21 protein-coding genes and 1 pseudogene are annotated in these 24,877 nt (G+C 60.2%); 9 read left to right on the forward strand and 13 right to left on the reverse strand.

From position 1 onward, the window contains the following. Positions 1-37: 37 nt before the first annotated feature. Positions 38-1,618 carry a peptide ABC transporter substrate-binding protein gene (locus RWJ89_RS30280; RefSeq protein WP_131664557.1) on the reverse strand — a complete coding sequence of 527 codons (1,581 nt, stop codon included), beginning with the start codon at positions 1,616-1,618 and terminating at the stop codon, positions 38-40. Between the two features lie 287 nt (positions 1,619-1,905). Here RWJ89_RS30280 and bglA point away from each other — a divergent pair, with 287 nt between their 5' ends. Then, complete coding sequence (bglA, locus tag RWJ89_RS30285; protein ID WP_222010236.1) at positions 1,906-3,552, forward strand: beta-galactosidase BglA; 1,647 nt, start codon at positions 1,906-1,908, stop codon at positions 3,550-3,552. Between the two features lie 274 nt (positions 3,553-3,826). Here the strand turns inward: bglA and RWJ89_RS30295 are convergent, their stop codons facing one another. Continuing rightward, positions 3,827-4,027, reverse strand: a complete 201-nt coding sequence (locus RWJ89_RS30295) for a hypothetical protein (RefSeq protein WP_168285096.1) — start codon at positions 4,025-4,027, stop codon at positions 3,827-3,829. Positions 4,028-4,085: 58 nt separating this feature from the next. Further along, positions 4,086-5,783, reverse strand: coding sequence for an adenine deaminase (gene ade / locus RWJ89_RS30300; protein WP_131664559.1), 1,698 nt, complete (start codon positions 5,781-5,783; stop codon positions 4,086-4,088). A 150-nt stretch (positions 5,784-5,933) separates the two neighbouring features. Between ade and RWJ89_RS30305 the strand changes: the two genes are divergently transcribed. Beyond that, the gene (locus RWJ89_RS30305; RefSeq protein ID WP_316031906.1) at positions 5,934-6,224 is read left to right on the forward strand and encodes a hypothetical protein; all 291 of its coding nucleotides are present in this window, start codon (positions 5,934-5,936) and stop codon (positions 6,222-6,224) included. Positions 6,225-6,296: 72 nt separating this feature from the next. Here RWJ89_RS30305 and RWJ89_RS30310 read toward each other — a convergent pair whose 3' ends face one another. Further along, positions 6,297-7,400, reverse strand: coding sequence for a branched-chain amino acid ABC transporter substrate-binding protein (locus RWJ89_RS30310; protein ID WP_025395513.1), 1,104 nt, complete (start codon positions 7,398-7,400; stop codon positions 6,297-6,299). A 481-nt stretch (positions 7,401-7,881) separates the two neighbouring features. Here RWJ89_RS30310 and RWJ89_RS30315 point away from each other — a divergent pair, with 481 nt between their 5' ends. Next, on the forward strand, positions 7,882-8,796 hold the full coding sequence (locus RWJ89_RS30315) for an HD-GYP domain-containing protein (RefSeq protein WP_131664561.1): 915 nt from the start codon (positions 7,882-7,884) through the stop codon (positions 8,794-8,796). Positions 8,797-8,970: 174 nt separating this feature from the next. Here the strand turns inward: RWJ89_RS30315 and RWJ89_RS30320 are convergent, their stop codons facing one another. Continuing rightward, the gene (locus RWJ89_RS30320) at positions 8,971-10,296 is read right to left on the reverse strand and encodes an aspartate aminotransferase family protein (protein WP_018446724.1); all 1,326 of its coding nucleotides are present in this window, start codon (positions 10,294-10,296) and stop codon (positions 8,971-8,973) included. 411 nt (positions 10,297-10,707) lie between these two features. On the opposite strand from RWJ89_RS30320, the pseudogene RWJ89_RS33290 reads away from it, so the two are divergent. Together RWJ89_RS33290 and RWJ89_RS30330 are read left to right on the forward strand one after the other, a co-directional pair. After that, positions 10,708-11,087: pseudogene (locus RWJ89_RS33290) on the forward strand (alkaline phosphatase PhoX); the annotation flags it as partial. Between the two features lie 9 nt (positions 11,088-11,096). After that, positions 11,097-12,305 carry a PhoX family protein gene (locus RWJ89_RS30330; RefSeq protein ID WP_410056119.1) on the forward strand — a complete coding sequence of 403 codons (1,209 nt, stop codon included), beginning with the start codon at positions 11,097-11,099 and terminating at the stop codon, positions 12,303-12,305. A gap of 232 nt (positions 12,306-12,537) precedes the next feature. Here the strand turns inward: RWJ89_RS30330 and RWJ89_RS30335 are convergent, their stop codons facing one another. From RWJ89_RS30335 to RWJ89_RS30355, 5 genes are all read right to left on the reverse strand, one after another. Then, positions 12,538-12,855: an ArsR/SmtB family transcription factor gene (locus RWJ89_RS30335; protein WP_003541857.1), complete on the reverse strand. Its 318-nt coding sequence runs from the start codon at positions 12,853-12,855 to the stop codon at positions 12,538-12,540. Positions 12,856-12,971: 116 nt separating this feature from the next. After that, positions 12,972-13,721, reverse strand: coding sequence for a HugZ family pyridoxamine 5'-phosphate oxidase (locus RWJ89_RS30340; protein ID WP_131664563.1), 750 nt, complete (start codon positions 13,719-13,721; stop codon positions 12,972-12,974). 31 nt (positions 13,722-13,752) lie between these two features. Next, positions 13,753-14,805, reverse strand: coding sequence for a choline ABC transporter ATP-binding protein (gene choV / locus RWJ89_RS30345; RefSeq protein WP_131664564.1), 1,053 nt, complete (start codon positions 14,803-14,805; stop codon positions 13,753-13,755). Then, complete coding sequence (gene choW / locus RWJ89_RS30350) at positions 14,802-15,647, reverse strand: choline ABC transporter permease subunit (RefSeq protein WP_017961531.1); 846 nt, start codon at positions 15,645-15,647, stop codon at positions 14,802-14,804. Before choW ends, choV begins: the two co-directional genes overlap by 4 nt. Positions 15,648-15,718: 71 nt before the next feature. Next, positions 15,719-16,675 carry a choline ABC transporter substrate-binding protein gene (locus RWJ89_RS30355; protein WP_020051153.1) on the reverse strand — a complete coding sequence of 319 codons (957 nt, stop codon included), beginning with the start codon at positions 16,673-16,675 and terminating at the stop codon, positions 15,719-15,721. Positions 16,676-16,911: 236 nt separating this feature from the next. On the opposite strand from RWJ89_RS30355, the gene RWJ89_RS30360 reads away from it, so the two are divergent. The 3 genes from RWJ89_RS30360 (at position 16,912) to RWJ89_RS30370 (ending at position 19,936) form a co-directional block, all read left to right on the forward strand. Beyond that, the gene (locus tag RWJ89_RS30360; RefSeq protein WP_020051152.1) at positions 16,912-17,514 is read left to right on the forward strand and encodes a thymidine kinase; all 603 of its coding nucleotides are present in this window, start codon (positions 16,912-16,914) and stop codon (positions 17,512-17,514) included. A 76-nt stretch (positions 17,515-17,590) separates the two neighbouring features. Next, the gene (locus RWJ89_RS30365; protein WP_222010243.1) at positions 17,591-18,664 is read left to right on the forward strand and encodes a hypothetical protein; all 1,074 of its coding nucleotides are present in this window, start codon (positions 17,591-17,593) and stop codon (positions 18,662-18,664) included. Positions 18,665-18,805: 141 nt separating this feature from the next. Next, positions 18,806-19,936, forward strand: a complete 1,131-nt coding sequence (locus RWJ89_RS30370) for a DUF2333 family protein (protein WP_316031907.1) — start codon at positions 18,806-18,808, stop codon at positions 19,934-19,936. An 11-nt stretch (positions 19,937-19,947) separates the two neighbouring features. Here RWJ89_RS30370 and RWJ89_RS30375 read toward each other — a convergent pair whose 3' ends face one another. The 3 genes from RWJ89_RS30375 to RWJ89_RS30385 form a co-directional block, all read right to left on the reverse strand. After that, positions 19,948-20,409, reverse strand: a complete 462-nt coding sequence (locus RWJ89_RS30375; RefSeq protein WP_029873247.1) for a PAS domain-containing protein — start codon at positions 20,407-20,409, stop codon at positions 19,948-19,950. 46 nt (positions 20,410-20,455) lie between these two features. Beyond that, positions 20,456-21,181 (reverse strand): helix-turn-helix transcriptional regulator, encoded by a 726-nt coding sequence (locus RWJ89_RS30380; RefSeq protein WP_168257501.1) that lies wholly within the window; start codon positions 21,179-21,181, stop codon positions 20,456-20,458. A gap of 252 nt (positions 21,182-21,433) precedes the next feature. Beyond that, complete coding sequence (locus tag RWJ89_RS30385; RefSeq protein ID WP_131639622.1) at positions 21,434-22,981, reverse strand: DUF2235 domain-containing protein; 1,548 nt, start codon at positions 22,979-22,981, stop codon at positions 21,434-21,436. 198 nt (positions 22,982-23,179) lie between these two features. Between RWJ89_RS30385 and RWJ89_RS30390 the strand changes: the two genes are divergently transcribed. Further along, on the forward strand, positions 23,180-24,859 hold the full coding sequence (locus tag RWJ89_RS30390; protein WP_316031908.1) for a formate--tetrahydrofolate ligase: 1,680 nt from the start codon (positions 23,180-23,182) through the stop codon (positions 24,857-24,859). The last annotated feature ends 18 nt before the right edge of the window (positions 24,860-24,877 follow it).

Here is a 24,877-nt window from a genome sequence, read left to right on the forward strand (position 1 = left end):
GGTCCTTCCCGCAATGCGCGGGAAGGACCGTTTTCCCTTACTCTTTCATCGACAGCCAGCGGGTGCGGTGGATGTCCTGGATATTGTCGACGAAGCCGTCGATCTTCGGCGAAACGACATTCTTCGAGACGTAGTAGTAGATCGGCAGGGCGGCGGATTCATCCAGCGCCAGCTGTTCGGCTTTCTTGAAGATCGCGGCACGTTTGGCGAGATCGGTCTCGGCGTTGCCTTCCTTGATCATCTTGTCGTATTCGGGGTTGGACCAGCGACCGTAGTTCATCTGCACGCCGGTCACCAAGAGGTTCAGGAAGTTGTCCGGGTCGTTATAGTCGGCAAGCCAGCCGGCGCGGCCGATTTCGACCTGGCCGCGCTGCATCTGGTCGTAATGCACCTTGGTTTCGGCGTTAACGAGCTCGACATCGACGCCGAGCGGCTTCCACATGGAAGCGATGGCGACGGCGATGCGCTTGTGGTTGTCGTTGGTGTTGTAGCTGAGCACGGCGTGCAGCGGCTTATCCGGGCCGAAGCCGGCTTCGGTCAGAAGCTTCTTGGCTTCTGCGACCTTCTCGCTATAGGGCAGATCCTTCCAGCTGACATAGGCCGGCTCGCCGTAGTTCGCCGTGCCCGGCGGCACCCAGGAATAGGCCGGCAGTTCGCCGGTGCCGAGGATCTGCGGGCCGATGACTTCGCGGTTGATCGCCATGGAGAGAGCCTGGCGGACACGCTTGTCGCTGAAGGGCGGCTTCTGCGAGTTGACGACGTAATAGTAGAGGCCGGAGAAGGGGGCGACATGCGCCTGGCCCGGCAGGTTCTTCTTCATCCACTCGTACTGGTCGGTCGGGAAGTCGGTGAGGATGTCGAACTCGCCGGCGCGGTAGCGTTTCAGCGCGGCTTCCTGGTCTTCGAGCACGAAGAATTTCGCGCCATCGATCTTCAGGTCCTTGGTGTCGTACCACTGGTCGTTCTTGACGGTGGTGACATGCGAGCCCGGAACCCATTCGACCGGCTTGTAGGGGCCGTTGGTGACGATGTTGCCGATCTTGACCCAATCCTGACCCTTCGCCTCGACGACATGCTTCGGCAGCGGATAGGCGGTGTAATGCATCAGGGCATTGATGAAATAGGGAGTGGAGTTTTCAAGTGTAATCTCCAGCGTCTTGTCGTCGATCGCCTTGACGCCGAGCTGGTTGAGATCGGTGATCTCACCCTTGTTGATCTTTTCGGCGTTCTTGATGGTGAACTGCAGATAGGCATAATCGGCGGCATTCTTCGGGTCGACGAGGCGCTGGAAGGCGAAGACGAAATCTCCTGCCGTTACCGGCTGGCCATCGGACCACTTGATGCCGTCGCGAAGCTTGAAGGTGTAGACCTTGCCATCAGGCGAAATCGTCCAGCTTTCAGCCTGGCCGGGGATCGGATTATCCTTGGCGTCTTCGGTGACGAGGCCTTCGAAAATGTCGCCGGCGATACGGTTCTCCCAGTCGCCGGAAAGTTTCTGCGGATCGAGCGACTGCGGGTCGCCACCATTGTGAATGTTGAGCGTGGCCGCATGGGCCGAAAACGCCAGCAATGTGCCAAGCATCGCAGAGGCGAGAAATTTTTTCGTGAAATGGTTCATGGTGGGTCCACCTTTCTAGGCTTTTCGCCTTTATTAGATCATTTGTTCCCGGTGTTTGACCTCTTACGTGCAGGTCAGCGCGCACATTATCGCAAAGGCTTTGCGTTGCAACCCCAAATCCGGAGGATGGAAACGGGTTGTGGACAAGCCTATATACGTCTCCCCCTTGTCGGATCGCGACGACGCATCGCGGCGTTTCGCAACGCCTTCATAACCGCTTCACATGGTTGTCTTTTGTTTCGTCCGCTTTAGTGTGGCGAGCGCAAACGAGGCAGGAGATGTAGCCGATGGCATTGCAGGCAGGCGGGAGTGCGGACTGGTGGCGCGGCGCGGTGATCTATCAGGTCTATCCGCGCTCGTTTCAGGACACCAACAGCGACGGTCTCGGCGATCTCAGGGGAATCACCCGCCGACTGCCGCATATTGCCAGCCTCGGCGTCGACGCGATCTGGCTCTCGCCCTTCTTCAAGTCGCCGATGGCCGACATGGGCTACGACGTTTCCGATTATTGCGACGTCGATCCGATCTTCGGCACGCTCGCCGATTTCGACGAGATGATGGCCGAAGCTCACAGGCTCGGCATTAAGGTCGTCATCGATCAGGTAATCTCGCACACCTCCGACCGGCATCCCTGGTTCGTGGAGAGCCGATCGAGCCGGACCAATCCCAAGGCGGATTGGTATGTCTGGGCCGATCCGAAGCCTGACGGCACGGCGCCGAACAACTGGCTGTCGATCTTCGGCGGGCCGGGCTGGGAATGGGATGGCGTGCGCCGGCAATATTACCAGCACAATTTCCTGACCTCGCAGCCTGACCTCAACTTCCATAGCAAGGCCGTGCAGGATGCGGTGCTGGAGACGGTGAAGTTCTGGCTCGACCGCGGCGTCGACGGCTTCCGCCTGGACACGGTCAACTATTATTTCTGCGACAAGCTGCTCAGAAGCAATCCGCCGCACGAGCCCGACGAGGATGACGCAGGCCTCGATGCGCCCGATACCAATCCCTACGGCATGCAGAACCATCTTTATGACAAGACGCAGCCGGAAAATGTCGATTTCCTCAAACGCTTCCGGATGCTGCTCGATCAGTACGAGGATCGCACGACTGTTGGCGAGGTCGGCGATGGAGCGCGTTCGCTGAAGACGGTTGGCGCCTATACGAGTGGCGGCGACAAGCTGCACATGTGCTACACATTCGATCTGCTCGGGCCGGAATTCACCGCCGAGCATATTCGCGGCTGCGTCGAGGCCTTCCAGAAGGCGGTGACCGACGGCTGGGTCTGCTGGGCTTTTTCCAACCACGACGTCATGCGCCATGTCAGCCGTTTCGCGCGGACGGAGGAAGAGCGGCCTGTCATCGCCAAGCTGGCGATCTCGGTGCTTGCAGCGCTGCGTGGCTCGATCTGCCTCTATCAAGGCGAGGAACTCGGCCTGCCCGAAGCGGAACTCGCCTTCGAGGATCTGCGCGACCCCTACGGCATCCGCTTCTGGCCGGCCTTCAAGGGCCGCGATGGATGCCGCACGCCGATGCCCTGGGAAGCCGGCAAGGCGCATGCGGGCTTCACCTCCGCGGAAAAGAGCTGGCTGCCGGTGCCTTACGAGCAGGCAGCGCTTTCCATGGATACGCAGGAGGCGGGCGACAACTCGGTGCTGCATCACTACCGCAGGACGCTCGCATTCCGGAAGAGCCACCCGGCGCTGATCGACGGCGACATGATCTTCATCGGCACCAACCAGGACCTGCTCGCCTTCACCCGCGAAAAGGACGGCGAAAAACTGCTCTTCGTCTTCAACCTGACGCGCAAACCGACGGAATTCCGTCTGCCTGATGGTATGGTGATCGAGGAACCGCTTGAGATGCCGGGCTTCGAGGCGGTAGCGGGCACAGGGTCAGTGAAGCTTGCGGCGCTGGATGGGTTTTGTGCGCGGGTTTGACGGTTATTTCAGAAGCTTATCGTAATCTGCGTGCGAGCCGATCCAAAACCAGATGATGTCATCTCCGTCACTATGATGTCATCTCCGTCACTGACGGCTAAAGCTCTCCAGGATGCACCGACGCGCGCCGACCAAAATCGGCCGACGCGTTTGAAATGCAAGGAGGGATGTCTGGGATCTTGTTTGAGCATATCGAAGTTTCCGTCAGCCAACTTCCGTATCTGTTCAGGCAAGCGGTCATACGCCTCCCAGAAGGCGGGAGTTGCGTGGTGTTTCAAGGCCGTCTTGTCTTTCCGGCACGAAAATCGGCAAAGGCCTTCTCGGCGAGATGATCGAGTTTGCCACCAGCAGCATCTGCTTCCATCTGCCTGTCCCAGCGTTCGGCTTGAAGGGCTTCAAACCACGCCGAAAAGGCTTCGAAGTCGTACTTATCGAGTTCGGTAACGATTTTTTCAATCTGTTCCAGCTTCGTCATAATCGGCTCCAACGTTACCGCAAAATAAGCGCTGCCGCGGAATTTGCCAAGGATTCCGTCACCCGATCAGCGCGAACTTGTCCACATCCACCATGCCGCGGTCGGATATCTTCAGGTGCGGGATGACCGGCAGCGGTAGGAAGGCGAGTTGGAGAAAGGGTTCCTCCAGCGTGGCGCCCAGCGCCAAGGCGGCTTTGCGCAGTTGGTGGAGCGTATCGCGGACCGTCTCATAGGGCTCGAGGCTCATCAAGCCGGCGATGGGCAGGGCGATTTCGCCGGTGACCTTGCCGTCTTCGACGACGACGAATCCGCCCTTGATCTGGCCGAGGCGGTTTGCGGCGCGTGCCATGTCGTCCTCGCTGACACCGACCACGCAGATATTGTGGCTGTCATGGCCGACGGTCGAGGCGATCGCGCCCTTTTTCAGGCCGAAGCCCTGGACGAAGCCATTCGCATGGTTGCCGTTCTTGCCGTGGCGCTCGATGACGGCGACCTTGATGATATCGTTGGCAAGATCGACCGTCGTCTCGTTGCCCCTGACGGGCAGGCGGTAGCGGCGATGCTCGGTGATGATCTTGCCCGGTATGACGCCGATGACAGGCGTTTCGCCTTCGGCGACCGGGACGCCGAAATGGGCGGCGTTGACGGGCCGGGCCTTGACGCTGTCGAGGCCGATTGGGGCAACCGGTCTGCGCGAGGAAAAGAGCGCATCGGTGACGCGGCGGCCGGCCGAGAAAACCATGTCGGCACGGCAGTTTTCCAAACTGTCGAGCACTACCAGATCGGCGCGCCAACCCGGGGCGACCAAGCCACGGTCTTTGAGGCCGAAGGCGCGGGCGGCCGAAATCGAGGCGGCGCGGTAGATCGCCAGGGGCTCGACGCCGCTTGCGATCGCCGTGCGGATCATGTGATCGAGATGACCCTGTTCGGCGATATCGAGCGGATTGCGGTCGTCGGTGCAAAGCGCGAGGAAGGGTGAAAGCCGCTCGGTGATAATGGGTATCAGCGCCGCGAGATCTTTGGAGACCGAACCCTCGCGTACGAGGATATGCACGCCCTTGCGGATCTTTTCCAAGGCTTCGCCGGCGGTCGTGCATTCGTGCTCGGTGCGGATGCCGGCCGAGAGGTAACCGTTGAGGTCGTTGCCAGACAGCAGCGGCGCATGACCGTCGATGTGGCCACCCTGGAAGGCATCGAGCTTGGCCATGCAGACAGGATCCTTGTGGATCACGCCCGGGAAATTCATGAATTCGGCAAGTCCGATGACCTTCGGATGGTGGCGGAAGGGCAGGAGGCGCTCGATCGGCAGATCGGCTCCGGAGGTTTCAAGATGCGTCGCCGGCACACAGGAGGAGAGCTGGACGCGGATGTCCATGATCGTCTCCAGCGCGGATTCGAGAAAGAACTCGATGCCGGCGGTTCCAAGCACATTGGCGATTTCGTGAGGATCGCAGATGGCGGTGGTGACGCCGTAGGGCAGAACGCAGCGGTCGAATTCATGCGGGGTCACCAGCGAAGATTCGATGTGCAGATGCGTGTCGATGAAGCCCGGAACGACGATCCTGCCCGAAATATCGATCTCGGTTTCGCCCTCATAATTGCCTGAGGTGCCGACGATGCGATCGGCACCGATGGCAATGTCCGACTGGACGAGTTCGCCGGTGACGAGATCGAAGAAGCAGCCGCCCTTCAGCACGATATCGGCCGGCACACGGCCAACGCCCTGATCGATGAGACGTTCGAGCTTCGTGGTCATGGATTTCTACCTCTTCGATTGTTTTTCTGCCGCTGGTGCCGAACGGATGCTGGAAACATTTGGATTGTATTTCCCGCTGCTTTTGCCTCGGTGGCAGCAGTGCTAGTGAAGCGAGAATACAGATGTCGTTTTCCAACTCAAGGTCATGATATGAAAGCAATTATTTCGGCGGCCTGCACAGCAGTTTTTCTTTTGAGCGGCTGTGCGAACAACTCTGCGGTACTCACGACTGACAAGCATGGGAAGGTCAATCAGATCATTCTCAAAAAATCGATCGGAAGTGTCGCTTCCGATGAAAATCTTAAGCGCGTCGTGGTCGCCAGTTTCTACGCGCGGATTTCAAATCCAACACCCAATCAGACGTATGTTCAACCGATGGTACTTATCGAACACCCGACAGTGGAAAGCTATCTGCGTGAGGATAAGAGGACGCGGGATTGACCGGCAGCCCCTCTCTCAAAATATAAATCGGGCGCCGTGAGGCGCCCGATTCTGTTTCACTATATCCGTCAGTTACTCGGCGGCGACGATCTTGCCGGCTTCCCACTTGTAGAGCGAGAAGCTCTGCGAGGTCAGGTCGCCGGTCTCGCCGTAGGTGACCTTGCCGATGGCGGTCGGGATCTCCTTGCCGTCCTTCAACGCGGTCGCGACGGCTTCCGCATCCTCGGCGCTGCCGGCCTTCTCGATGCCGGCTTTCAGTACCTCGACGGCGGCATAGGCGTTTAGCGTGAAGGCTTCGGCGGGGATGTTCTTGGCGGCGAGCGCGTCGGCTGCGGCTTTGGAATCCGGGCTCTTGGTGGCGTCCGAAGCGTTGGTGAAGATCGTGCCTCCTGCCGCATCCGTGCCGATTGCCCAGAATTCGGTGTTGGAGAGTCCGTCGCCGCCGATGATCGTCGTGTTGGCGGCGAGGTCATGCAGCTGGCGGGCGAGCAGGCCGCCTTCCGGGTGGTAGCCGCCGAAATAGACCACGTCGACCTTCTCGGACTTGATGCGGGTGGTGAGCGCGCTGAAATCCTTGTCACCAGGCGTGATCGCGTCGTTGATGACTTCGGTGATGCCGCCGGCGTTCAGCGTCGCCTTGAAGGCATCGGCGAGGCCCTTACCGTAGGCGCCCTTGTCGTTGACGATGGCGACGCGCTTGTCCTTGAAATTCTTCAGCACATATTTGGCGGCGACTTCGGCCTGCTGATCGTCGCGGCCGCAGGTGCGCAACACGTTGGTCAGGCCGCGCTTGGTCAAGTCGGGGGCCGTCGCGGTCGGAGTAACCATCAGCACGCCGTTTTCAGCAAGCACGTCCGAAACGGGAATGGCGACGCCCGATGTCACCGGGCCGACGACGAAGCGGATGCCGTCGCCGACGACCTTGTTGGCGGCGGAAACGCCCTGTTTCGGTTCGCCGGCATCGTCGGCCAGTTCGAGGACGACCTTCTCGCCAAGAATTCCGCCCTTCTTGTTGATCTCGTCGACGGCGGTCTGAGCGCCGTTCTTCACCTGGTCGCCGTAGGCGGCGACAGGGCCGGTCAGCGGCGCGATCAGGCCGATGGTGATATCGGCATGGGCAAGCGGCGCAAAGGCGAGCGACGCGACGAGGGTCGCCGTCAATGTCTTGAGGGTCATTGTCTGTCTCCTTGGATGGGGTCATTCGACCCGCGATGAGGTGCCGCGCCGGATTTTCCGGATCGTTCAACGGCCCCCAGGCCGTGCCAAGGACGATCGATATCGGCGCGATCGATGCGCCCTCCGGCCATATTTGGCTCAAATGGGTGCAACGGCAAGATTTCTAAGAATTTTGGTGAGATTTCGCAAGTTGATAACAAAATGAAACGAAAATCGAGCCGATCCGGCGCGAAATATCCAAAATCGTCGATCGTGGCGGCGTCTGCAGATCTCCGGAGGGTGCTGTACCCGCATCTGCGCGGTGCCGATGAACCTGCCGAATTTCGCGAAACTCTTCGTCTTTCTGAATAGTCGAATTCGGTTTCGAGATTAACACTTGATTCTACCAATTAGAGTAGAATCATTGTTCGTGCATATATTGCTGCGATGCAAAAGAACGGTCGATAATAAACAGAGAGATATTTCAGGAACAGAGATCTGGATGCTCAAGCGTATCGAAGCCAGACAGGTGCGCAACGGAATGTTTGTGGAGGCGATCGAGGGTGCATGGCAGGACCCGCTTCTGTCCAAGCGAAGATTTCTGCTGCGCCGTGAAGTCGATGCCCTGAAGCTTCGCAAGAGCGGCATTGAAGGTGTTATCATCAACACCAGCAGAGGCCTCGACATCGACGGTCTGCCAGGCGGCAATATCGAGATCGACACCAAGGTGGCACGCGAGTCCATCCAGAAATCCGTGCAGGTCCTGGAAAGCGTTTTTGGCCGGCTCCAGCATGGTGATGGCATCAGCTTCGATCAGGTGGCGCCGGTGATTTCCTCGGTCTCCAAGTCGATGGATGACAATCCCACTGTCTTTCTGAGCGTTACGCGTCTGAAATCCAAGGACGAAGTGACGTTTCTGCATTCGCTTTCGGTGAGTGCGCTGATGATCCTTTTCGGCCGTCATCTCGGACTTGACGAGACGACCGTGCAGATGCTCGGCACGGCAGGATTGCTGCACGACGTCGGCAAGCTCGAAATTCCACTCAAGATACTCAACAAGGAAGGGCGCCTGGACGAGGACGAGATCAAGATGATCCGCGATCATCCGGAAAAGGGGCACGCAATCCTGTCACGCCAGGAAGGCATGCCGGAGATCGTTCTCGACGTCTGCCTCAACCATCATGAGCGTATCGACGGCAAGGGATACCCCCGCAGGCTTTCCGAAGCGCAGGTCAGCTTCCATGCGCGTCTTGCTGCGATTTGCGACGTCTATGACGCCATGACCTCCGTGCGGCCGTACAAGGCGCCATGGAGTGCGAGCCAAGCCCTGAAATGGATGCTTGGCAATGAGGGGCAATTCGATCGCCGGCTCCTGAAGAAGTTCGCCCTCTGCCTTTCGGTCGCCGCCGTGACCTGAGGCCTATCCAACAAAAAGGGCCTGCGTGGATTTACAGCGCCGCGCATCTATTCAGATGCGCGGCGCTGTAACACTTTGAATTGCTGCATAATTTCATCCTTAAATCGATTCCGATTTAAGTAATTATGCGGGAGATTCGCCGCGGGCTCTGATGCCAAAGGCTTCAGAGCTTTCTCAGATGTTATTCTGCAGGATGGTCCGCAGCTTGTCGAAGAGCTCGTCGATGTGGTGCTTCTCGATTATCAGCGGCGGGGAGAGTGCGATGATATCGCCGGTGGTGCGGATCAGCAGGCCGCTTTCATAGGCTTTCAGGAAAGCGGTGAAGGCGCGCTTGGTGGGCTCGCCGGCGATGGGGTCGAGTTCGATCGCGCCAATCAGGCCGGTGTTCCTGATGTCGATGACATTGGGGCAATCCTTCAGCGAATGCAGCGCGTCGGCCCAATAGTCGGAAAGCTCGGCGGCGCGTGTCAGCAGCCCCTCTTCCTTGTAGGTGTCGAGCGTGGCGAGGGCGGCGGCGGAGGCGATCGGGTTGCCGGAATAGGTGTAACCGTGGAAGAACTCGATCATGTGCTCCGGGCCGTTCATGAACGCGTCATGGATCTCGGAGGTGACGAAGACGGCGCCCATCGGAATGACGCCGTTGGTCAGTCCCTTGGCGGCGGTGATCATGTCGGGCTTGACATCATAATATTGCGCGGCAAAGGGGGCGCCGAGGCGGCCGAAGCCGGTAATGACCTCGTCGAAGATCAGCAGGATGCCGTGTTTGGTGCAAATCTCGCGCAGCTTCTGCAGGTAGCCCTTCGGTGGGATCAAGACGCCGGTGGAGCCCGCCACCGGCTCGACGATGACGGCGGCGACGGTGGAGGCGTCATGCAGGGTGACGATACGCTCGAGCTCGGTGGCGATGTCGCCGCCATGCTCGGGCTCGCCGCGGGTAAAGTTGTTCTTGCCGGGCTGGTGGGTGTGCGGCATGTGATCGACGCCGGTCAGAAGCGTGCCGAACATCTTGCGGTTGGTGACGATGCCGCCGACGGAGATGCCGCCGAAATTGACGCCGTGATAGCCACGCTCGCGGCCGATCAGGCGGAAGCGTGATCCATTGCCCTTCACACGGTGATAGGCGAGCGCCACCTTGAGCGCGGTCTCGACGGACTCGGAACCGGAGTTGGTGTAGAGAACGTGGTTCAGGCCTTCAGGGGCAATGTCGACCAGGCGGTTCGCCAGTTCGAAGGCCTTCGGATGGCCGAGCTGGAAGGCCGGCGCGTAATCGAGTTCGCCGGCCTGCTCGCGGATCGCCTCAGTGATCTTCGGGCGGCAGTGGCCGGCATTGACGCACCAGAGGCCAGCCGTGCCGTCCAGCACCTGACGGCCGTCATGGGTCGTATAATACATGTCCTTGGCGCCGACGAACAAACGCGGCTCCTTCTTGAACTGGCGATTTGCCGTAAACGGCATCCAGAAGGCGCGAAGATCGTTCGGTGCATTGAGGCGATTGGACATGCTGTTCTCCTGGCCTCCGACGGCCCTTTCCCGGGGCTTCACGCCCATATTTTTACTGCCCGGTCAAATTATCAGGGCTTCCCAAGGCGTCAACGGGAAAAGTCCCCAGAGCTCTCCTGACAGGAGGCTCAACTTGCTTCGCTCATCTGGAAATATCCTGGGTCAGGCACCGCAAGCTGCCCGTCATCAATCCTTTGCCTCGGCTTGTTACAAAAACCGATGGCTCGCAGGGCGCAATTGCATTTCATCAATTGACTGAAATCAAACGATATTTCGATCGGAGATACTGATGTCTGACGCCAGAAGACAAGGGCGCGCCCCACGCGGCGCCATACATTCGCGCCAAGTTACGGCGCCATTCTCGAAGAGGGCGTTCGCCGCCGCAGCGTGCTCAAGGGCTTTCTCGCAGCGATGGGCGCTGCGGCACTTTCGCCAGCGCTCGGAACCGCACATGCCGAGGCTGCCGGCTCCAGCCTGACATTTCCGGAACTCAGGCGCGTGCGCGATACCGACGACCACTGGCCGGAGGGCTATGAGCGCCAGATCCTGGCACGTTGGGGCGATGCACTGTTTGCCGACAGCCCGGAATTCGATATCGCGACGCTTGATGGTAAGGCGGCCGAGCGACAGTTCGGCTACAACAACGACTTCACGCAGTTTCTGCCGCTGCCCTGGGGCGAGAAGAGTTCCAACCATGGGCTGATGGTGGTCAGCCATGAATATGCAACGCCTTTCCTGATGTTTCCCGGCCTGACGGACGAAAACTATCGCGAGAAGCTGACGCAGGCGAGGAAGGCGCGATGGATGTCTTCGCCGGCGACTACAAGAAATTGCCGAACCAGGAGCTGGTCGAGCGCCAGGGCTGGGACGAGGACGAGAACGATATCTATTCCGTCAGCCGCATCGAGCCGCGCTTCAAGTTCGAGGAAGAGCCGAACGAATGGATGCGTTTCGACTGGGTGGTCGAGATCGACCCGCTCGATCCCTCTGCAAAGCCGGTCAAGCGCACCTCGCTCGGCCGCATGACGCATGAGGGCGCTCAGTGTAGCGTCGCCCCTGACGGCCGCGTGGTGGTCTTCATGGGCGACGACGACGACTTCGAATATATCTACCGCTTCGTCACCCGCGATCCCTGGAACCCGAACGACAGCGCCGCCAACAAGGACCTGCTCGACCACGGCACGCTTGATGTCGCCAAGTTCGAAAGCGACGGCACGATGCGCTGGATCCCGCTCATTGCCGGCGAGGGGCCGTTGAGCGCGGAAGCTGGCTTCAAGAGCCAGGCTGACGTCGTGCTGGCGACGCGCGCCGCCGCCGATCTCGTCGGCGCTACGCCGATGGACGGGCCGGAAGGCTTCATCCCGCATCTCGGCACTGGCAAACTCTATGTCGCCATGACGGAGAACGAAGATCGGCTGCCCAAGGTTGATGGCGGCGATGAGAAGGAGATGGTCAACATCGCCAATCCGCGCGGCCCCAATCCGCATGGCCACCTGCTGGAACTCGCAGCACCTGGTGGTCCTGAAAAGCCGGATTATGCCGCCGAGAGCTTCAAGTGGGACGTCTTCATTCTCTGCGGCGACCCTGCCAAGGCCGAGGATCAGGCGATGTTCCATCCGGCGACGACCTCCTCCGGCTGGTTCACAGACCCTGACAATCTCGCGGTCGATCCGGCCGGACGCCTCTGGGTCACTACCGATGGCCCGCCACCGGAAGGCATTGCCGATTCCGTCTATGTGATGGATACCGAGGGCCCGGGCCGGGCACTGCCGAAGCTGTTCTATATTGCGCCCGTCGGTTCGGAAACCTGTTCGCCGACGTTCACTGCGGATGGCAGCAGCGTCTTCCTCTCGGTTCAGCATCCGGGCGAATTGCGGATGGCCGACAACGAGGATGCGACTTCGATGGAGGATGCCGGCACCAGCTGGCCCGACTTCAAGCCCGGCATGCCTGCCCGCCCGTCGCTGGTGGTGCTGACCCGCTCCGATAACGGTGTGGTCGGCAGTTAAAGCGATACCGCCAAAACTGCGCGGCGGTTTTACGTCTGGAATGCACCAAAACAAAAGATCAATTGCGGGACGGGCGCTCCGGCGCGATCGGCCATCATTCTAAAAGTACGACCGGCAAATCGCAAATTTGCCGGTCATGCCATAAGGTTCACGTGCTGAAATATCGGTGCCGAGCCTCCGGGAACATACCCTTGCAGCATGGCATCGGCCGACATTCATGTCAGCGCTATCATCAGGCGGCGGATCTATTTCTGTTCTGCACGAGGTAAATGTCTTCGAGAGTTGCCAGAATCTTCATGACCGGCTCGGAGGTGCTCGAATAATAAATGGTTTGTGCGTCCCGGCGGGTCTTGACCAGCTTTTGAGCGCGCAGTTTCGACAGGTGCTGAGAGAGAGCCGACTGGCTGAGCCCGACCTGCGTCGCAAGCACGCCGACGGCCACTTCGCCCTTCACGAGGCTACACAGGATCAGCAATCTCTTCGGATTGGCCATGGCCGACAATAAAGCTGCCGCCACGGTCGTGTGATCGGCCAAATCAGAGGTTTCCATATGTTATCTTCCTAATGCGAAACGTACATCAAGCGTGTTGGCGCAGGGTACCAGCCGGGATTTTGACTGACACCAAAAGCCTACCAACTAGGCTCGAAGATTGTATATACCTAAATTTAAGGTATCGAGTATGCTATTTTAGTCATGTTTGAACAAATGTGATCGGCATCCACCGCGAGGGTTTCGAACTCGTATCGCAGCAGCAAGTCGCCGGAAATCATGTCAAAACCTGAGGAATCGATACCACAAATGCGCCAGGGACCCGATTCTGGCGCCTTTAGCCTGTTAGCGAGGGCTTCGGCGACATCGGGATGGCGTTCTACTAAATCTCGCACTGTCTCTGCCGCCTCGGCGGCGATCGCCTCATTCGCCGCCGACTGGATTATGAGATCATTCCCATCCAGCTGGTAGGCGCGGCCGAAGCCGCCATTGAGGCTGGCCTGTTCCGGCTTGAGACGGAAAAACAGGAAATCAGGAAAGTCGATATAAAGCGTCGCCTTGGTATGGCGGGCGAGAAAACGCGTGCGGATACGCTCGTAGAATGGGTTGCTGCGCTCGACGGGTTCTGCCAGGCATTGGGTTGTCAGACGGGGATAGGCGAGGGGATCGCCCTTGCCTGGCTCGCCAGTCAGGAGGGAGGCGCGCGGGTCTTTGGCGAGCGCCCTGGTATGGGCCGACAGCTGAGAAACCAGGATGACGGGGCTGCCGTCGATATCGGTGGCGACGAGCACGCGGCTGGCGAAGGGGAAACCGGTCTCGGGGCTGAGAACGGCAATCGCCGCGTGCCGTGCGGAGCGCAAAAGCACGCGGGCGAGCTTGCGGGCATCGTCGTCGGTTTCGCGTAAGGGCGAGGGCTGATCTTTCATATCCGCTTTGTGACAAAGCGGATGGAAAACATCAAGCTTCCTCCTTGCGGCGATGGCGGGTGAGGCCGGCAACGATATCCTGAGCCGAGATGGTGCCGACGATCGTGCCGTTCTCGACGATGCCGATACTGCCCGGCTGGCGGGCAAGGGCATCGAGAATATCGATGAGCGGGGTCGCGGCGCGGGCCGTGGCGCTGACGCTCATGCCGGCGGCAGTCTGGCCGAGGCCTGGCTGCATGACGTCGGCCGCCGTCAGCATGTTGATCGGATTGAGGTTCTGCACGAAATCAGCGACATACTGGTCGGCGGGGTTCTTGACGATATCGTGCGGCGTCCCGCACTGGATGATGCGGCCGCTCTCCATGATGGCAATGCGATTGCCGATGCGGAAGGCCTCGTCGAGATCGTGGCTGACGAAGAGGATGGTCTTCTTCAGCCGCCGCTGGAACTCCAGGAGTTCATCCTGCAGGCGGGTGCGGATCAATGGGTCGAGCGCCGAGAACGGCTCGTCCATGAGCAGAATCGGGGCGCCGGTGGCAAAGGCGCGGGCGAGCCCGACACGCTGCTGCATGCCGCCGGAAAGCTCGTTGACCTTGCGATCGGCCCATTTCGTCAGGTTGACGAGTTCAAGTTGTTCGCCGACGCGGAGCTTGCGTTCGGCTTCCGGCATGCCGGCGAGCTCGAGACCGAAGCCGACATTGTCGGCGACTGTGCGCCAGGGCAGGAGGGCGAATTGCTGGAACACCATGGAGACGGTGTGGGTGCGCAGCTCGCGTAGCGCCTTGGCATTGCATCTATAGGGGTTGACGGGGCCGGTGGCCGCCGAGACCGCGACATCGCCACGCACCACGGGAGCGAGCCCGTTGACGGCGCGCAGCAGCGTCGACTTGCCGGAGCCGGAAAGACCCATCAGCACCAGGATCTCGCCTTCCTCGATCGTCAGCGAGGCGTTGGCCACGCCGAGCACCAGACCGGTGGCGGCGCCGATCTCGTCGCGTGTTTTGCCCTGGTCGACCATGGCAAGCGCGGTTTCCGGTCGATCGCCAAAGACGATGCTGACATTGTTAAAGCTTACCGCGGTCATGCAGCGCCTCCTTCACCCGCGGTGCGGAACATCCGGTCGAGAATGATTGCCAGGATGACGATGCAGAAGCCCGCCTCGAAGCCCTTGGCGATATTGACGGTGTTCAGCGCACGGACGACGGGCACGCCAAGCCCTGGAGCGCCGACAAGGGCGGCGATGACGACCATCGACAGCGACAGCATGATGGTCTGGGTGAGACCCGCCATGATCTGCGGCGTGGCGAAGGGAAGCTCGATCTTGCGCAGCACCTGTATCGGCGTCGCGCCGAAAGCCACGGCGGCTTCGACGAGGGACGGCGGCGTTGAGATGATGCCGAGGCGCGTCAGCCGGATCGGGGCGGGGATTGCGAAGATGACGGTCGCGATCAGGCCTGGCACCATGCCGAGGCCGAATAGGATGAGCGCCGGGATCAGATAGACGAAAGTCGGTATGGTCTGCATGAGATCGAGCACCGGGCGCATGGCAGCATAGACCCAAGGGCGGCGGGCGGCGGCAATGCCGAGCGGAATACCGATCACCATACAGACGAAGGTGGCGGCGAGCACGAGGGCGAGCGTCTCCGTCGTTTCCTTCCAATAGTCCTGGTTCACGATCAGCAGCAGCCCGAGACAGGTGAAGACGGCAACCGCGATCGACCGGCGCAGCCAAAAGGCGATGGCAGTGATGGCAGCGATGACGATCAGCGGATGAGGCTTCTGCAGCACGAAGAGCAGGCCGTCTATCGCGCTCGACAGCAGGAAGGCGATCTGGTTGAAGAACCATTCGCCGTTCGAGGTCAGCCAATCCACAAAGGATTTGGCCCAGGGGCCAACGGGAATCTTAAACTCGGTGATCCAATTCAAGGGCGCGCCTATCCAAAAAACAACAATCGGACAAAAATGAAACGGGGCGGCGAGCCGCCCCGTTCATATCATTAGAGGCCGAGGCCGGTCTTGGCGGCCGCGAGGGCCTCGCCGCTGCCGTCGCGGGTCTTGACGCCCGCAAGCCAAGGCTCGAGCGCTGCGGGGTTCGCCTTCAGCCATTCAGAAGCCGCAGCTTCCGGCTCCTTGCCGTCGTTGAGGATCTTGCCCATGATCTGGTTTTCCATGTCGAGGGAGAACTTCAGGTTCTTCAACATCATGCCGACATTCGGGCATTCTTCGAGATAACCGGCACGGACATTGGTGAAGACCTTGGCGCCGCCGAAGTCAGGACCGAAGACGTTGTCGCCGCCTGTGAGGTAGGTCAGCTTGAAGTTGGTGTTCATCGGATGGGGTGCCCAGCCGAGGAAGACAACGGGCTTGCCCGATTTGTCGGCACGGGCGACCTGGGCGAGCATGCCCTGTTCGGAGGACTCGACGACTTCCATATCCTTCAGGCCGAACTCGTCCTTCTCGATCATGTCCATGACGAGGCGGTTGCCGTCATTGCCGGGCTCGATGCCGTAGATCTTGCCGTCGAGATCGTCCTTGTGAGCGGCGATATCCTTGAAGTCCTTGATGCCGAGTTCAGCACCCTTGGCGTTGGTTGCGAGCGTGTACTTGGCGCCGACGAGGTTTGGGCCGAAGGATTCGACCGACTTGTCGTCGAGATAGGGACGGACGTCCTTCTCCTGCGTCTCCATCCAGTTGCCGAGGAAGACATCGATGTCCTTGTTCTTCAGCGAGGTATAGGTGACCGGCACCGAGAGAACCTTGACGTCGGTCTGATAGCCGATGCTCTTCAGGACGACGGATGCGGTGGCGGTGGTGGCGGTGATATCCGTCCAGCCGACGTCCGAGAAACGAACGGTGGAGCAGCTGTCGGGATCGGCAGCGAAGGCGGCGGTCGCAACGGAGAGGGCGGCGACGGCAGTTGCGGTAACGAGTTTGAACGTGCTTGTTGTTTTCATTTTAGACTCCCAGTCTTTAAGTTCCCAAGCCAACCATCATTAACCGAGTTTGACAAGCGACCTCAGTGCGTTTGCGCCGTATCGACCCATGCGATTGCGACGTCCGCGGTTTTTTTGGCGGTGCCTTGTTTTCGGGGCTTTCCGCGGTTTTCGAGCCGGATTCCTGTGATTATCGTTCACCCAGGGCTTTTCTTTGCCATTCCGAGCTTTCAATAAGCCGATCAAGGAGAAATCGGATGGCAAAACTCTATTTCAACTACTCGACGATGAACGCCGGCAAGTCGACGATGCTGCTGCAGGCCTCCTATAATTACCAGGAGCGCGGCATGCGCACGGTGCAGCTGATCGCCGCCTTCGACGAGCGCGCGGGCCGAGGCGTCATCGGCTCGCGGATCGGCTTGGAGGCGAGCGCCATTCCCTTCGAGCCGCAGGAGGATCTGTTCCGGTTGGTCGCCACGCTGAGCGGCGAAGGGGCGCCGATTTCCTGCATCTTCGTCGACGAGGCGCATTTTATGACGCCTGTCCATGTCTGGCAGCTTGCCCGCATCGTCGACAGGCTCGGCATCCCTGTGATGGTCTACGGGCTAAGAACCGATTTCCAGGGCAAGCTGTTTCCGGCCTCGCAGGAACTGCTGGCGATCGCCGACGAAATGCGCGAGGTGCGCACGATCTGCCATTGCGGACGCAAGGCGACGATGGTTGTGCGGCTCGACGCGGAAGGAAAAGTATTGCACGAAGGCGCCCAGATCGATGTCGGCGGCAACGAGAAATATGTCTCGCTCTGCCGCAGGCACTGGGACGACGCGATGAACGGTACCTGGATCGCCGAGCCGGTCTGAAGCCGGCGACGCTGCCTGTTTTCTTTGGCGTCGCAAGCGGCTAGCTTGCGGGCAGGAGATTCCCTGGAGAGGCTTGGTGCGCAAACCCCCGCCATTCGACAGCCAGTATGAAGCCGCAGGCAGCCTTGCCGAAAGGATTGTGGCCGAGGGAGCCTATTGCGTGGCCGCGATCGGCGCCTTCAGCGGCGACGAAACACGATCGGCCGACGAGGTCTTCCTCGAGCAGAATACCCGCTTCCAGGCCCATATCGCCGATGCTGCGGCGCTCGACGCCCAACTGGCCGAGCTGGTCTTTTGCCTCGATCGGTTGACGGCCGAGGTTTCAGCCGATCTCGACAGTTTCCGGGGGTTGACGCTGCGTGAGAAGATGGCCGGCTGGGTGTCGCGCCAACGGATGTGGCGCATGTATACCGAACGTGTGCGCGAAGCGCCTGTCATCGAGCGGCTGCTCGACCTTTTGACGAAATCGGATGCGCTCGCGGGACTGATTGCCGGCCAGCGCGCCGCGCTCACCGAACGGCACAAGGCCGCCGAACTCGGCCTTGTCGATATCGTCGAGCAGCGGCGCCGGCTGGTTGTTTCCATCGATATCGCCCGCCTCAAGATGAAGGAGCTCAATGCCAAGGCGCTGACGACGCAGGGCCGTATCGGCGTCTATGGCAACAGGGCGCATTGGGAGCAGATGGAGGCGGAGCGGCGGGCGCTGAAGGCGGAGGCCGAGCGGATTTCCGCCGGAGAGCACGAGATGCGCGACGACAGCCAGAGGCGTGAGCGCTTCATCGGCCTGTTCCAGGCCTTTGTCGATTCGCTGAACGGCCGGATCGCCGCCTGCAACGCGCTGCTGCGCAAGCTGCTGATCGACGTGGAAGAGCGGCTGATCATCTACCAGGCGCAGGTCGATACCGATCGGCCAGGCATGAAGGTGAGGATCAAGCCGGAACTCTTTCCCGATATCGCCGCACCGATCAGGCTGTTTGAGAAGGGCATGCTGGTCGCCCAGGATCTGGAGCGGCGCAAGAGCCGCGCCGATATCGAGCTCGCCAGAAGGTTTCCGACCTATGCCGAATCGCCGCCGGAAACATCGGGAGCGCCTCTGATCGACACGGCGCGCAGGTCTTTCCGTTTCAGCCTGCCTTTCCCGCGCTCCTGACCAGCAGGGCACCCCTCTTGCGCAATGCTTTTCATTCCGAAAAATCGAAGGGCTCGTGTTGTGCTCGGCCCATCGAGCGCATATGTGGGATGCAGCGGGCGGCAATGTCCCGATGTTCGCCTCGCCTGACAGGAGACGACGATGCTTGACCGGATAGCCGGTTTTTTCAGGCTGATCGGCCAGACGATCGGCCGCTGGGCCCGCCTGTTTTCCGCCTGGGCCTTTTGGCCCTTTCTTGCCGCGCACGGCTGGTATCAGCGCCGGAGCTGGATGATCCGGCTGCCTGTGATCGCAGCCGTGGTTCTGCTTGTCGGGCTCTACGGCCATTTCTTCTGGCAGACGCAGGTCTGGACGAATTTCAACCCCGCCTTCGTGGACCAGTACCGGCTTTCGGAGCGCAAGGTCGCGGCCGGACAGGACGTGCCGGCGGCCGACGGTACCGCTGCGACGGCACCGAAGACTTGCCAGCGCTCGGCGATCGTCGACGTCGCGGCTGATCTGACCGATTTCAATGTCAACCAGAACGCATGGATCTCCTCCATGCTGCTCTACAAGATGGGCTTTTTCGGCGTCGACTGGGATCATACGCCCTTCCTCGACAACAAGGCCTCTTTCCAGCGCGGTATCAACCAGGCGGTGCGGCGGACTTCGGCGGAGCTTGTCGATACGCTCGGGCGTGTGCGCGGCACGTCGGGCATTAACAACGACCTGCAGAGCGCGCGCGGCAATCTGCAGTTCGACGAAAACAGCTGGTATTTCGGCCTCAACCCCTTCGGGCCGAAGACACCGACGCCCTCCTATTACCGCTCGGCGATAGGCAGCCTGCGCAAATTCAACACCGATCTCGCCCTCTGCAACGTCGTTTTCGACGGCCGCGCCGACAATCTTATGCAGTTCATCGACCGCATCGCCAACGATCTCGGCGGCACCTCCGACATGCTCGCCGAGCGCTCGGAAAACCACAATCGCGGCTGGTTCGATACCCGCGCCGACGACCGGTTCTGGTTCGCCTATGGCCAGCTCTATGCTTACTACGCCATCCTTGCCGCCGCGCAGGCGGATTTCTCGCAGGTGGTGCAGGAACGTAATCTCGGTGCGATCTGGGGCGGAACGACGCGGCAGTTCCAGGCCGCACTGCGCATCCAGCCGGCGATCATCTCGAACGGGCGCGAGGATGGCTGGATCATGCCGAGCCATCTCGCCACCATGGGTTTCTATATTCTGAGGGTGCGCTCGAACCTCGTCGAGATCCGCTCGGTGCTCGACCGCTAAAACATCTGGATTCAGCGGGGTATCGTGTTGTCCTCGAAGCCGACGACGCGCAGTTTCTCGACGAATTCATAGGTGATGCCGACGATGCCGCCGCCGCTTTCATCGTTGCGGAAGCGGCCGACGCTGCGCACCAGCTTGTAGCCGCCAAGCCGGTTGTCGACACGATAAACAAAATGGAAGCCGACGCCGTGAAGGCTCGCCTCTTCGAAGGTTTGGGCGATCAGGCTGCGGTCCTCCTCGTGGATGCGCGACATCAGCTCTGTCAGGTTGACAGGGCCGTCGCTGTAGGAGAGGCCGAAGATTGCGTGGACATCCTCGCTTGCAAAGAAATGTCCTGTCTCGATGTCGATGCGCCAGAAGCCGAAAAGACGATAGGCAGCAAGCATCTGGACGACTTCCGCATCGGTGATGCCGATGTGGGCGCGGGATTGTTCTGTCTTGTCAATAACGGGCTGTTCGAAGTGAAGAGGCACGATTCCCCCAGATCACGGGACGACGTGCCGACTCTCTTCTGATGCCTCAGTTGATCAGCTTCAATCGAATTGCCTTAGCTACCAACTGGGTCCGGTTGACGCAATCGAGTTTTTTGATCGCGTTCGTCATATAGGCGTTCACAGTATGGTCCGAGAGCGTCAGGATCTGACCGATTTCGATCGAGGTCTTACCTTGGGCAGTCCAGCGCACAACTTCTAGTTCGCGAGTCGACAGCGCGTTATGCGCGCATTCCTCGTTGCGTTTGACTGCATTGTATGCATCCAGTGCATGGAGAATGATCATTGCCAGCTCGTTGATTTCGCTCTGGCCGAGTGCGGCGCGCTCGCCGCAGAACCAGAAGACCAGGCGCTGGCCGTCGGCTGCAATGTTCGGCATGGCAACGCCTGCCGGTATGGCATGGCGCAGCATCAGGGCACGCAGTTCGGCGGAGAAAGCCTGACCATTGGAGGCGTCGTTGAGGTGCCAGGCCGGCGGCACGGCAGACTTCCTCAGCCTTAGGCCGAAAGGGCAGTCGCGCATCATGTGGGCACGGTCGAAATCTCTGACATAGGCAGCCGGAAGCGAGCTCTCGATCAGCAGGGGTTTCAAGAGAAGGTCTTCCGGGGAGGGGGCGTGCATCAATATTGCATGCGACAATCCGAAGGCTGTGGAGACCCTGCCAAGCGCCTGCGCAAACAGGCCGCGCGTTCGTGCGGTCGCAAGTTCTGCCGAAAGCAATGACTGTCTTTCAGAGGTAGTCATGTAAGACATTTGTACGCCCCCGGCAGCCTAATGTTACCGCTATCAAATACAGAAAATCGGCGGGATGCTAGCCCCAATTGACGTAACGCAAGCCGATTCATTCGAATTGTGAATAATTAGCCACGGTAGTGCGCGCGCCGGTTGAGTTTCGACTTGCAAAAATAGCGTTGCGGTATCTCTGAGTTCTTTCACTGCGGCATAGGAGCCCCGGTAAATTGATGTCGTGATGCGAAGGAGAAGACTGCAACGGCAATGTGCCCTCTACGAGGCGATCGTTAGTTGCACACTGCCCTTATTGTTGTCGTAAGCCTGCCAGGCATCGTTGGCGAAGCAGTAGAGATAACCGTCGGCCTGCGGCGTGAAGGGGGCGCCGTCGCCGATCAGGAAGACCTCGTGCGGTAATCTCTCGATAGCCGATTTGTTTACCTGCGTCCTTTTCGGCGGCGGAATGTCATTGGCGAGGAGACCGACAAGGGCGAACCAGGGCATTTTCTCCTCGCGGCGGGTCCACCAGAAATCGATCTGCTCGTTCTTGGTCAGCTTTTGCGTCAGTGTTTCGAGGCCTCCCAAAATCGAAGAGGCGATCTGGACGACTTCGCCGATCTGGAAGGAACCGTCGTCGGTGCCCTCCGGCCCGGAACGGATCGAAGCATCCAGCCACTGGCCGGTCGCCGTCAGCTTATAGGTAAGGTCTTTTTTCAGGTAGACGCCGGTGTAGTTCCAGCGATCGCGAGCGAAGATATCGACGGTTACCGGCAGATTTGCCTTGAGCGGCCAATAGGCGCCCTGATCAAGCGGCGGATTGGCGTGGCGATCGATCGCGGAGGCATGGAGCAGGAGCGACTGGCCGGCAACCAAGGGTGCCGCGCGGGGCCGTGTCTTCAAGGCCTTGAATAGACCATGGACGGAATCGTGCAGCACGCCGCGGGGATTGGGCTTAAGCTGCAGGAGGGCGTCTTGACGGAATGCCAGTCCCTCTGCCGCGGCTTCCTTCATCATCCAGTAAAGCGCGCCATCCGATAGGCCGGACTGGCTGTAGCCGCCGCCGACGTCGCCGTGGACACCGGGAAACCAGAGTTGCTTCATGTCGGTCTGCGGCCCGCTCGAGGTCCAAAGCGTCGGGATGAAACTCTGCCGCTTCTCGTCCAGCCCGACCGCATGGCGGGCGTGGCCGACGATGGGGCTGAGCGTGGTATCGTGGAAGCGGTGATCGTCCGGATCGTCGAGCAGGTTGAGGAAGCCCATATCGTCGGGAATGCCAAGGGAGCCGACCGTATCCCAGACGCCGATGAAGTGGATCGGCGTCTGCCTTGACGGGTTTTCCCCGGTCGCGGCGTTGAAGAAGGGCATGGCTTTCGTCGCGCGCAGCGGGCTCGGCTTCGGATCGCGATAGGCATCGAAGATCTTCTGGACCACTTTCCACAGCGCATCATCTTTGGATGCGAACCGGGCAAGGTCGACGAGGCCGCATTTCGAGATCATGCCGCCGAGGCTGCGAACCGTGTAGGCGCCCCGGCTGAAGCCGAAGAGCCAGATGGGGTCGCCAGGCGTGTAATTCAGGGCAAGCCACCGGTAGGCACTCATGATGTTCTGGTCGAGGCCCTTGCCCGTGCCGCCGCCCAGGAACTTGTCCCACCACGTGCCATCGGTGCCGACACCTGGATGATAGTAGGCCTTCTGTTCTGTACCGGATGGATCGGCTGGGGCCAGGGCGTTGTAAAGCTTGACGACATTGGTGGGGCTCGGAAGGCCGCCTTCGGTTTCGTTCGGCGTGTTCCAGGTGCCGTCGCAGCATATGACGAGGTTCATTTTCCATCCTCCCGGTTGTCTGGAAGGAGGATCTGCATCGTTAAGGGAAAGTCAATATGAAATACACCTTTAAGATGCGATGGTGGATATTGACGGGATTGTAGTGGAATGAAGAACGAAGCCGGCTTTTGGACTTGTCCGCTGTGGAAAGATAAGGGCATGGTTCGGCGAAATACCGGCTGTATTCGGGGAACATCCATGTCAGACATCAAATCCGATATCGAAATCGCGCGTGCCGCCACCAAGAAGCCGATTTTCGAGATCGGGGCGAAGCTCGGCATTCCGGCCGAGCAGCTCGTTCCCTATGGTCACGACAAGGCGAAGGTCAGCGCCGAGTTCATCGCCGCACAAGCGGGCAAGAAGGACGGCAAGCTGATCCTTGTCACCGCGATCAATCCGACGCCGGCGGGCGAGGGCAAGACGACGACCACCGTCGGGCTCGGCGACGGGTTGAACCGGATCGGCAAGAAGGCCATTGTCTGCATCCGCGAGGCCTCGCTCGGTCCCTGCTTCGGTGTCAAGGGCGGGGCGGCCGGCGGCGGTTATGCGCAGGTGGTGCCGATGGAAGACATCAACCTGCATTTCACCGGCGATTTCCATGCGATCACATCGGCGCACAATCTGCTGGCGGCTATGGTCGACAACCACATTTACTGGGGCAACGAAGAGAATATCGACATCCGCCGCATCACCTGGCGGCGGGTCATGGACATGAACGACCGGGCGCTCAGAAGCATGGTCTCATCGCTCGGCGGCGTCGCCAACGGTTTCCCGCGCCAGGGCGGGTTCGACATCACCGTCGCCTCCGAGGTGATGGCGATCCTCTGCCTCGCCACCGACCTCAAGGATCTGGAGCAGCGGCTCGGCGACATCATCATCGGCTATCGTTTCGACAGGACACCAGTGCATGCGCGCGACCTGAAGGCCGACGGCGCCATGGCGGTGCTGTTGAAAGATGCGATGCAGCCGAACCTGGTGCAGACGCTCGAGAACAATCCGGCCTTCGTGCATGGCGGGCCTTTCGCCAATATCGCCCATGGCTGCAATTCGGTGACGGCGACGAAGACGGCGCTGAAGCTCGGCGACTATGTGGTGACGGAAGCAGGCTTCGGCGCCGATCTCGGAGCGGAAAAATTCTTCGACATCAAGTGCCGCAAGGCGGGGCTGAAGCCGGATGCGGCGGTGATCGTCGCGACCGTCCGGGCGCTGAAGATGAATGGCGGGGTGAAGAAGGAAGATCTCGGCACGGAGGATGTCGCAGCACTGAAGAAGGGCTGCGCCAATCTTGGCCGGCACGTCGCCAATGTGCGCCGTTTCGGCGTGCCCGTCGTTGTCGCGATCAACCATTTCGTATCCGATACCGAGGCTGAGATCGCGGCGGTCAAGGAATTCGTCTCGAGGCTTGGCGCCGAGGCGATCCTCTGCCGCCACTGGGCACTAGGTTCGGCCGGCATCGAGGAATTGGCGCACAAGGTGGTGGAACTGGCCGAATCCGGGCAGGCGAAATTCCAGCCGCTTTACGGCGACGATCTTTCGCTGTTCGAGAAGATCGAGATCGTCGCCTCGAAAATCTATCACGCCGGCGAGGTGACGGCCGACAAGGCGGTGCGCGACCAGCTGCAGACATGGGAGGAGCAGGGTTACGGCAAGCTGCCGATCTGCATGGCGAAGACGCAATATTCCTTCTCCACCGATCCGAACCTGCGCGGCGCGCCGGAAGGCCACATCGTCACCGTGCGAGAGGTGCGGCTTTCGGCGGGAGCGGGCTTCGTCGTCGCCATCACCGGCGAGATCATGACAATGCCCGGCCTGCCGAAGTCGCCGTCGGCGGAACGGATTTTCCTGAACGACCAGGGTTATATCGAGGGATTGTTCTGATCTTCAGAGCGCTTGCCG

Source organism: Rhizobium sp. 10PS4, from assembly GCF_032464805.1.
Classification (GTDB): Bacteria; Pseudomonadota; Alphaproteobacteria; order Rhizobiales; family Rhizobiaceae; genus Rhizobium; species Rhizobium laguerreae.

Bases quoted from the DNA above. Each gene is read 5' to 3' on its own strand.
- choV (WP_131664564.1), bottom strand. From the start codon at position 14,805: ATGACCGCGGTAAGCTTTAACAATGTCAGCATCGTCTTTGGCGATCGA.
- RWJ89_RS30360 (WP_020051152.1), top strand. From the start codon at position 16,912: ATGGCAAAACTCTATTTCAACTACTCGACGATGAACGCCGGCAAGTCG.
- RWJ89_RS30340 (WP_131664563.1), bottom strand. From the start codon at position 13,721: ATGAAAGATCAGCCCTCGCCCTTACGCGAAACCGACGACGATGCCCGC.
- ade (WP_131664559.1), bottom strand. From the start codon at position 5,783: ATGACCACGAAGCTCGAACGTCTCATCGATCAGGGCGTTGGCCGTGTG.
- RWJ89_RS30380 (WP_168257501.1), bottom strand. From the start codon at position 21,181: ATGTCTTACATGACTACCTCTGAAAGACAGTCATTGCTTTCGGCAGAA.
- RWJ89_RS30310 (WP_025395513.1), bottom strand. From the start codon at position 7,400: ATGACCCTCAAGACATTGACGGCGACCCTCGTCGCGTCGCTCGCCTTT.
- RWJ89_RS30280 (WP_131664557.1), bottom strand. From the start codon at position 1,618: ATGAACCATTTCACGAAAAAATTTCTCGCCTCTGCGATGCTTGGCACA.
- RWJ89_RS30335 (WP_003541857.1), bottom strand. From the start codon at position 12,855: ATGGAAACCTCTGATTTGGCCGATCACACGACCGTGGCGGCAGCTTTA.
- RWJ89_RS30370 (WP_316031907.1), top strand. From the start codon at position 18,806: ATGCTTGACCGGATAGCCGGTTTTTTCAGGCTGATCGGCCAGACGATC.
- RWJ89_RS30295 (WP_168285096.1), bottom strand. From the start codon at position 4,027: ATGACGAAGCTGGAACAGATTGAAAAAATCGTTACCGAACTCGATAAG.
- RWJ89_RS30330 (WP_410056119.1), top strand. From the start codon at position 11,097: ATGGATGTCTTCGCCGGCGACTACAAGAAATTGCCGAACCAGGAGCTG.
- RWJ89_RS30315 (WP_131664561.1), top strand. From the start codon at position 7,882: ATGCTCAAGCGTATCGAAGCCAGACAGGTGCGCAACGGAATGTTTGTG.
- RWJ89_RS30305 (WP_316031906.1), top strand. From the start codon at position 5,934: ATGAAAGCAATTATTTCGGCGGCCTGCACAGCAGTTTTTCTTTTGAGC.
- bglA (WP_222010236.1), top strand. From the start codon at position 1,906: ATGGCATTGCAGGCAGGCGGGAGTGCGGACTGGTGGCGCGGCGCGGTG.
- RWJ89_RS30320 (WP_018446724.1), bottom strand. From the start codon at position 10,296: ATGTCCAATCGCCTCAATGCACCGAACGATCTTCGCGCCTTCTGGATG.
- RWJ89_RS30385 (WP_131639622.1), bottom strand. From the start codon at position 22,981: ATGAACCTCGTCATATGCTGCGACGGCACCTGGAACACGCCGAACGAA.
- RWJ89_RS30355 (WP_020051153.1), bottom strand. From the start codon at position 16,675: ATGAAAACAACAAGCACGTTCAAACTCGTTACCGCAACTGCCGTCGCC.
- RWJ89_RS30390 (WP_316031908.1), top strand. From the start codon at position 23,180: ATGTCAGACATCAAATCCGATATCGAAATCGCGCGTGCCGCCACCAAG.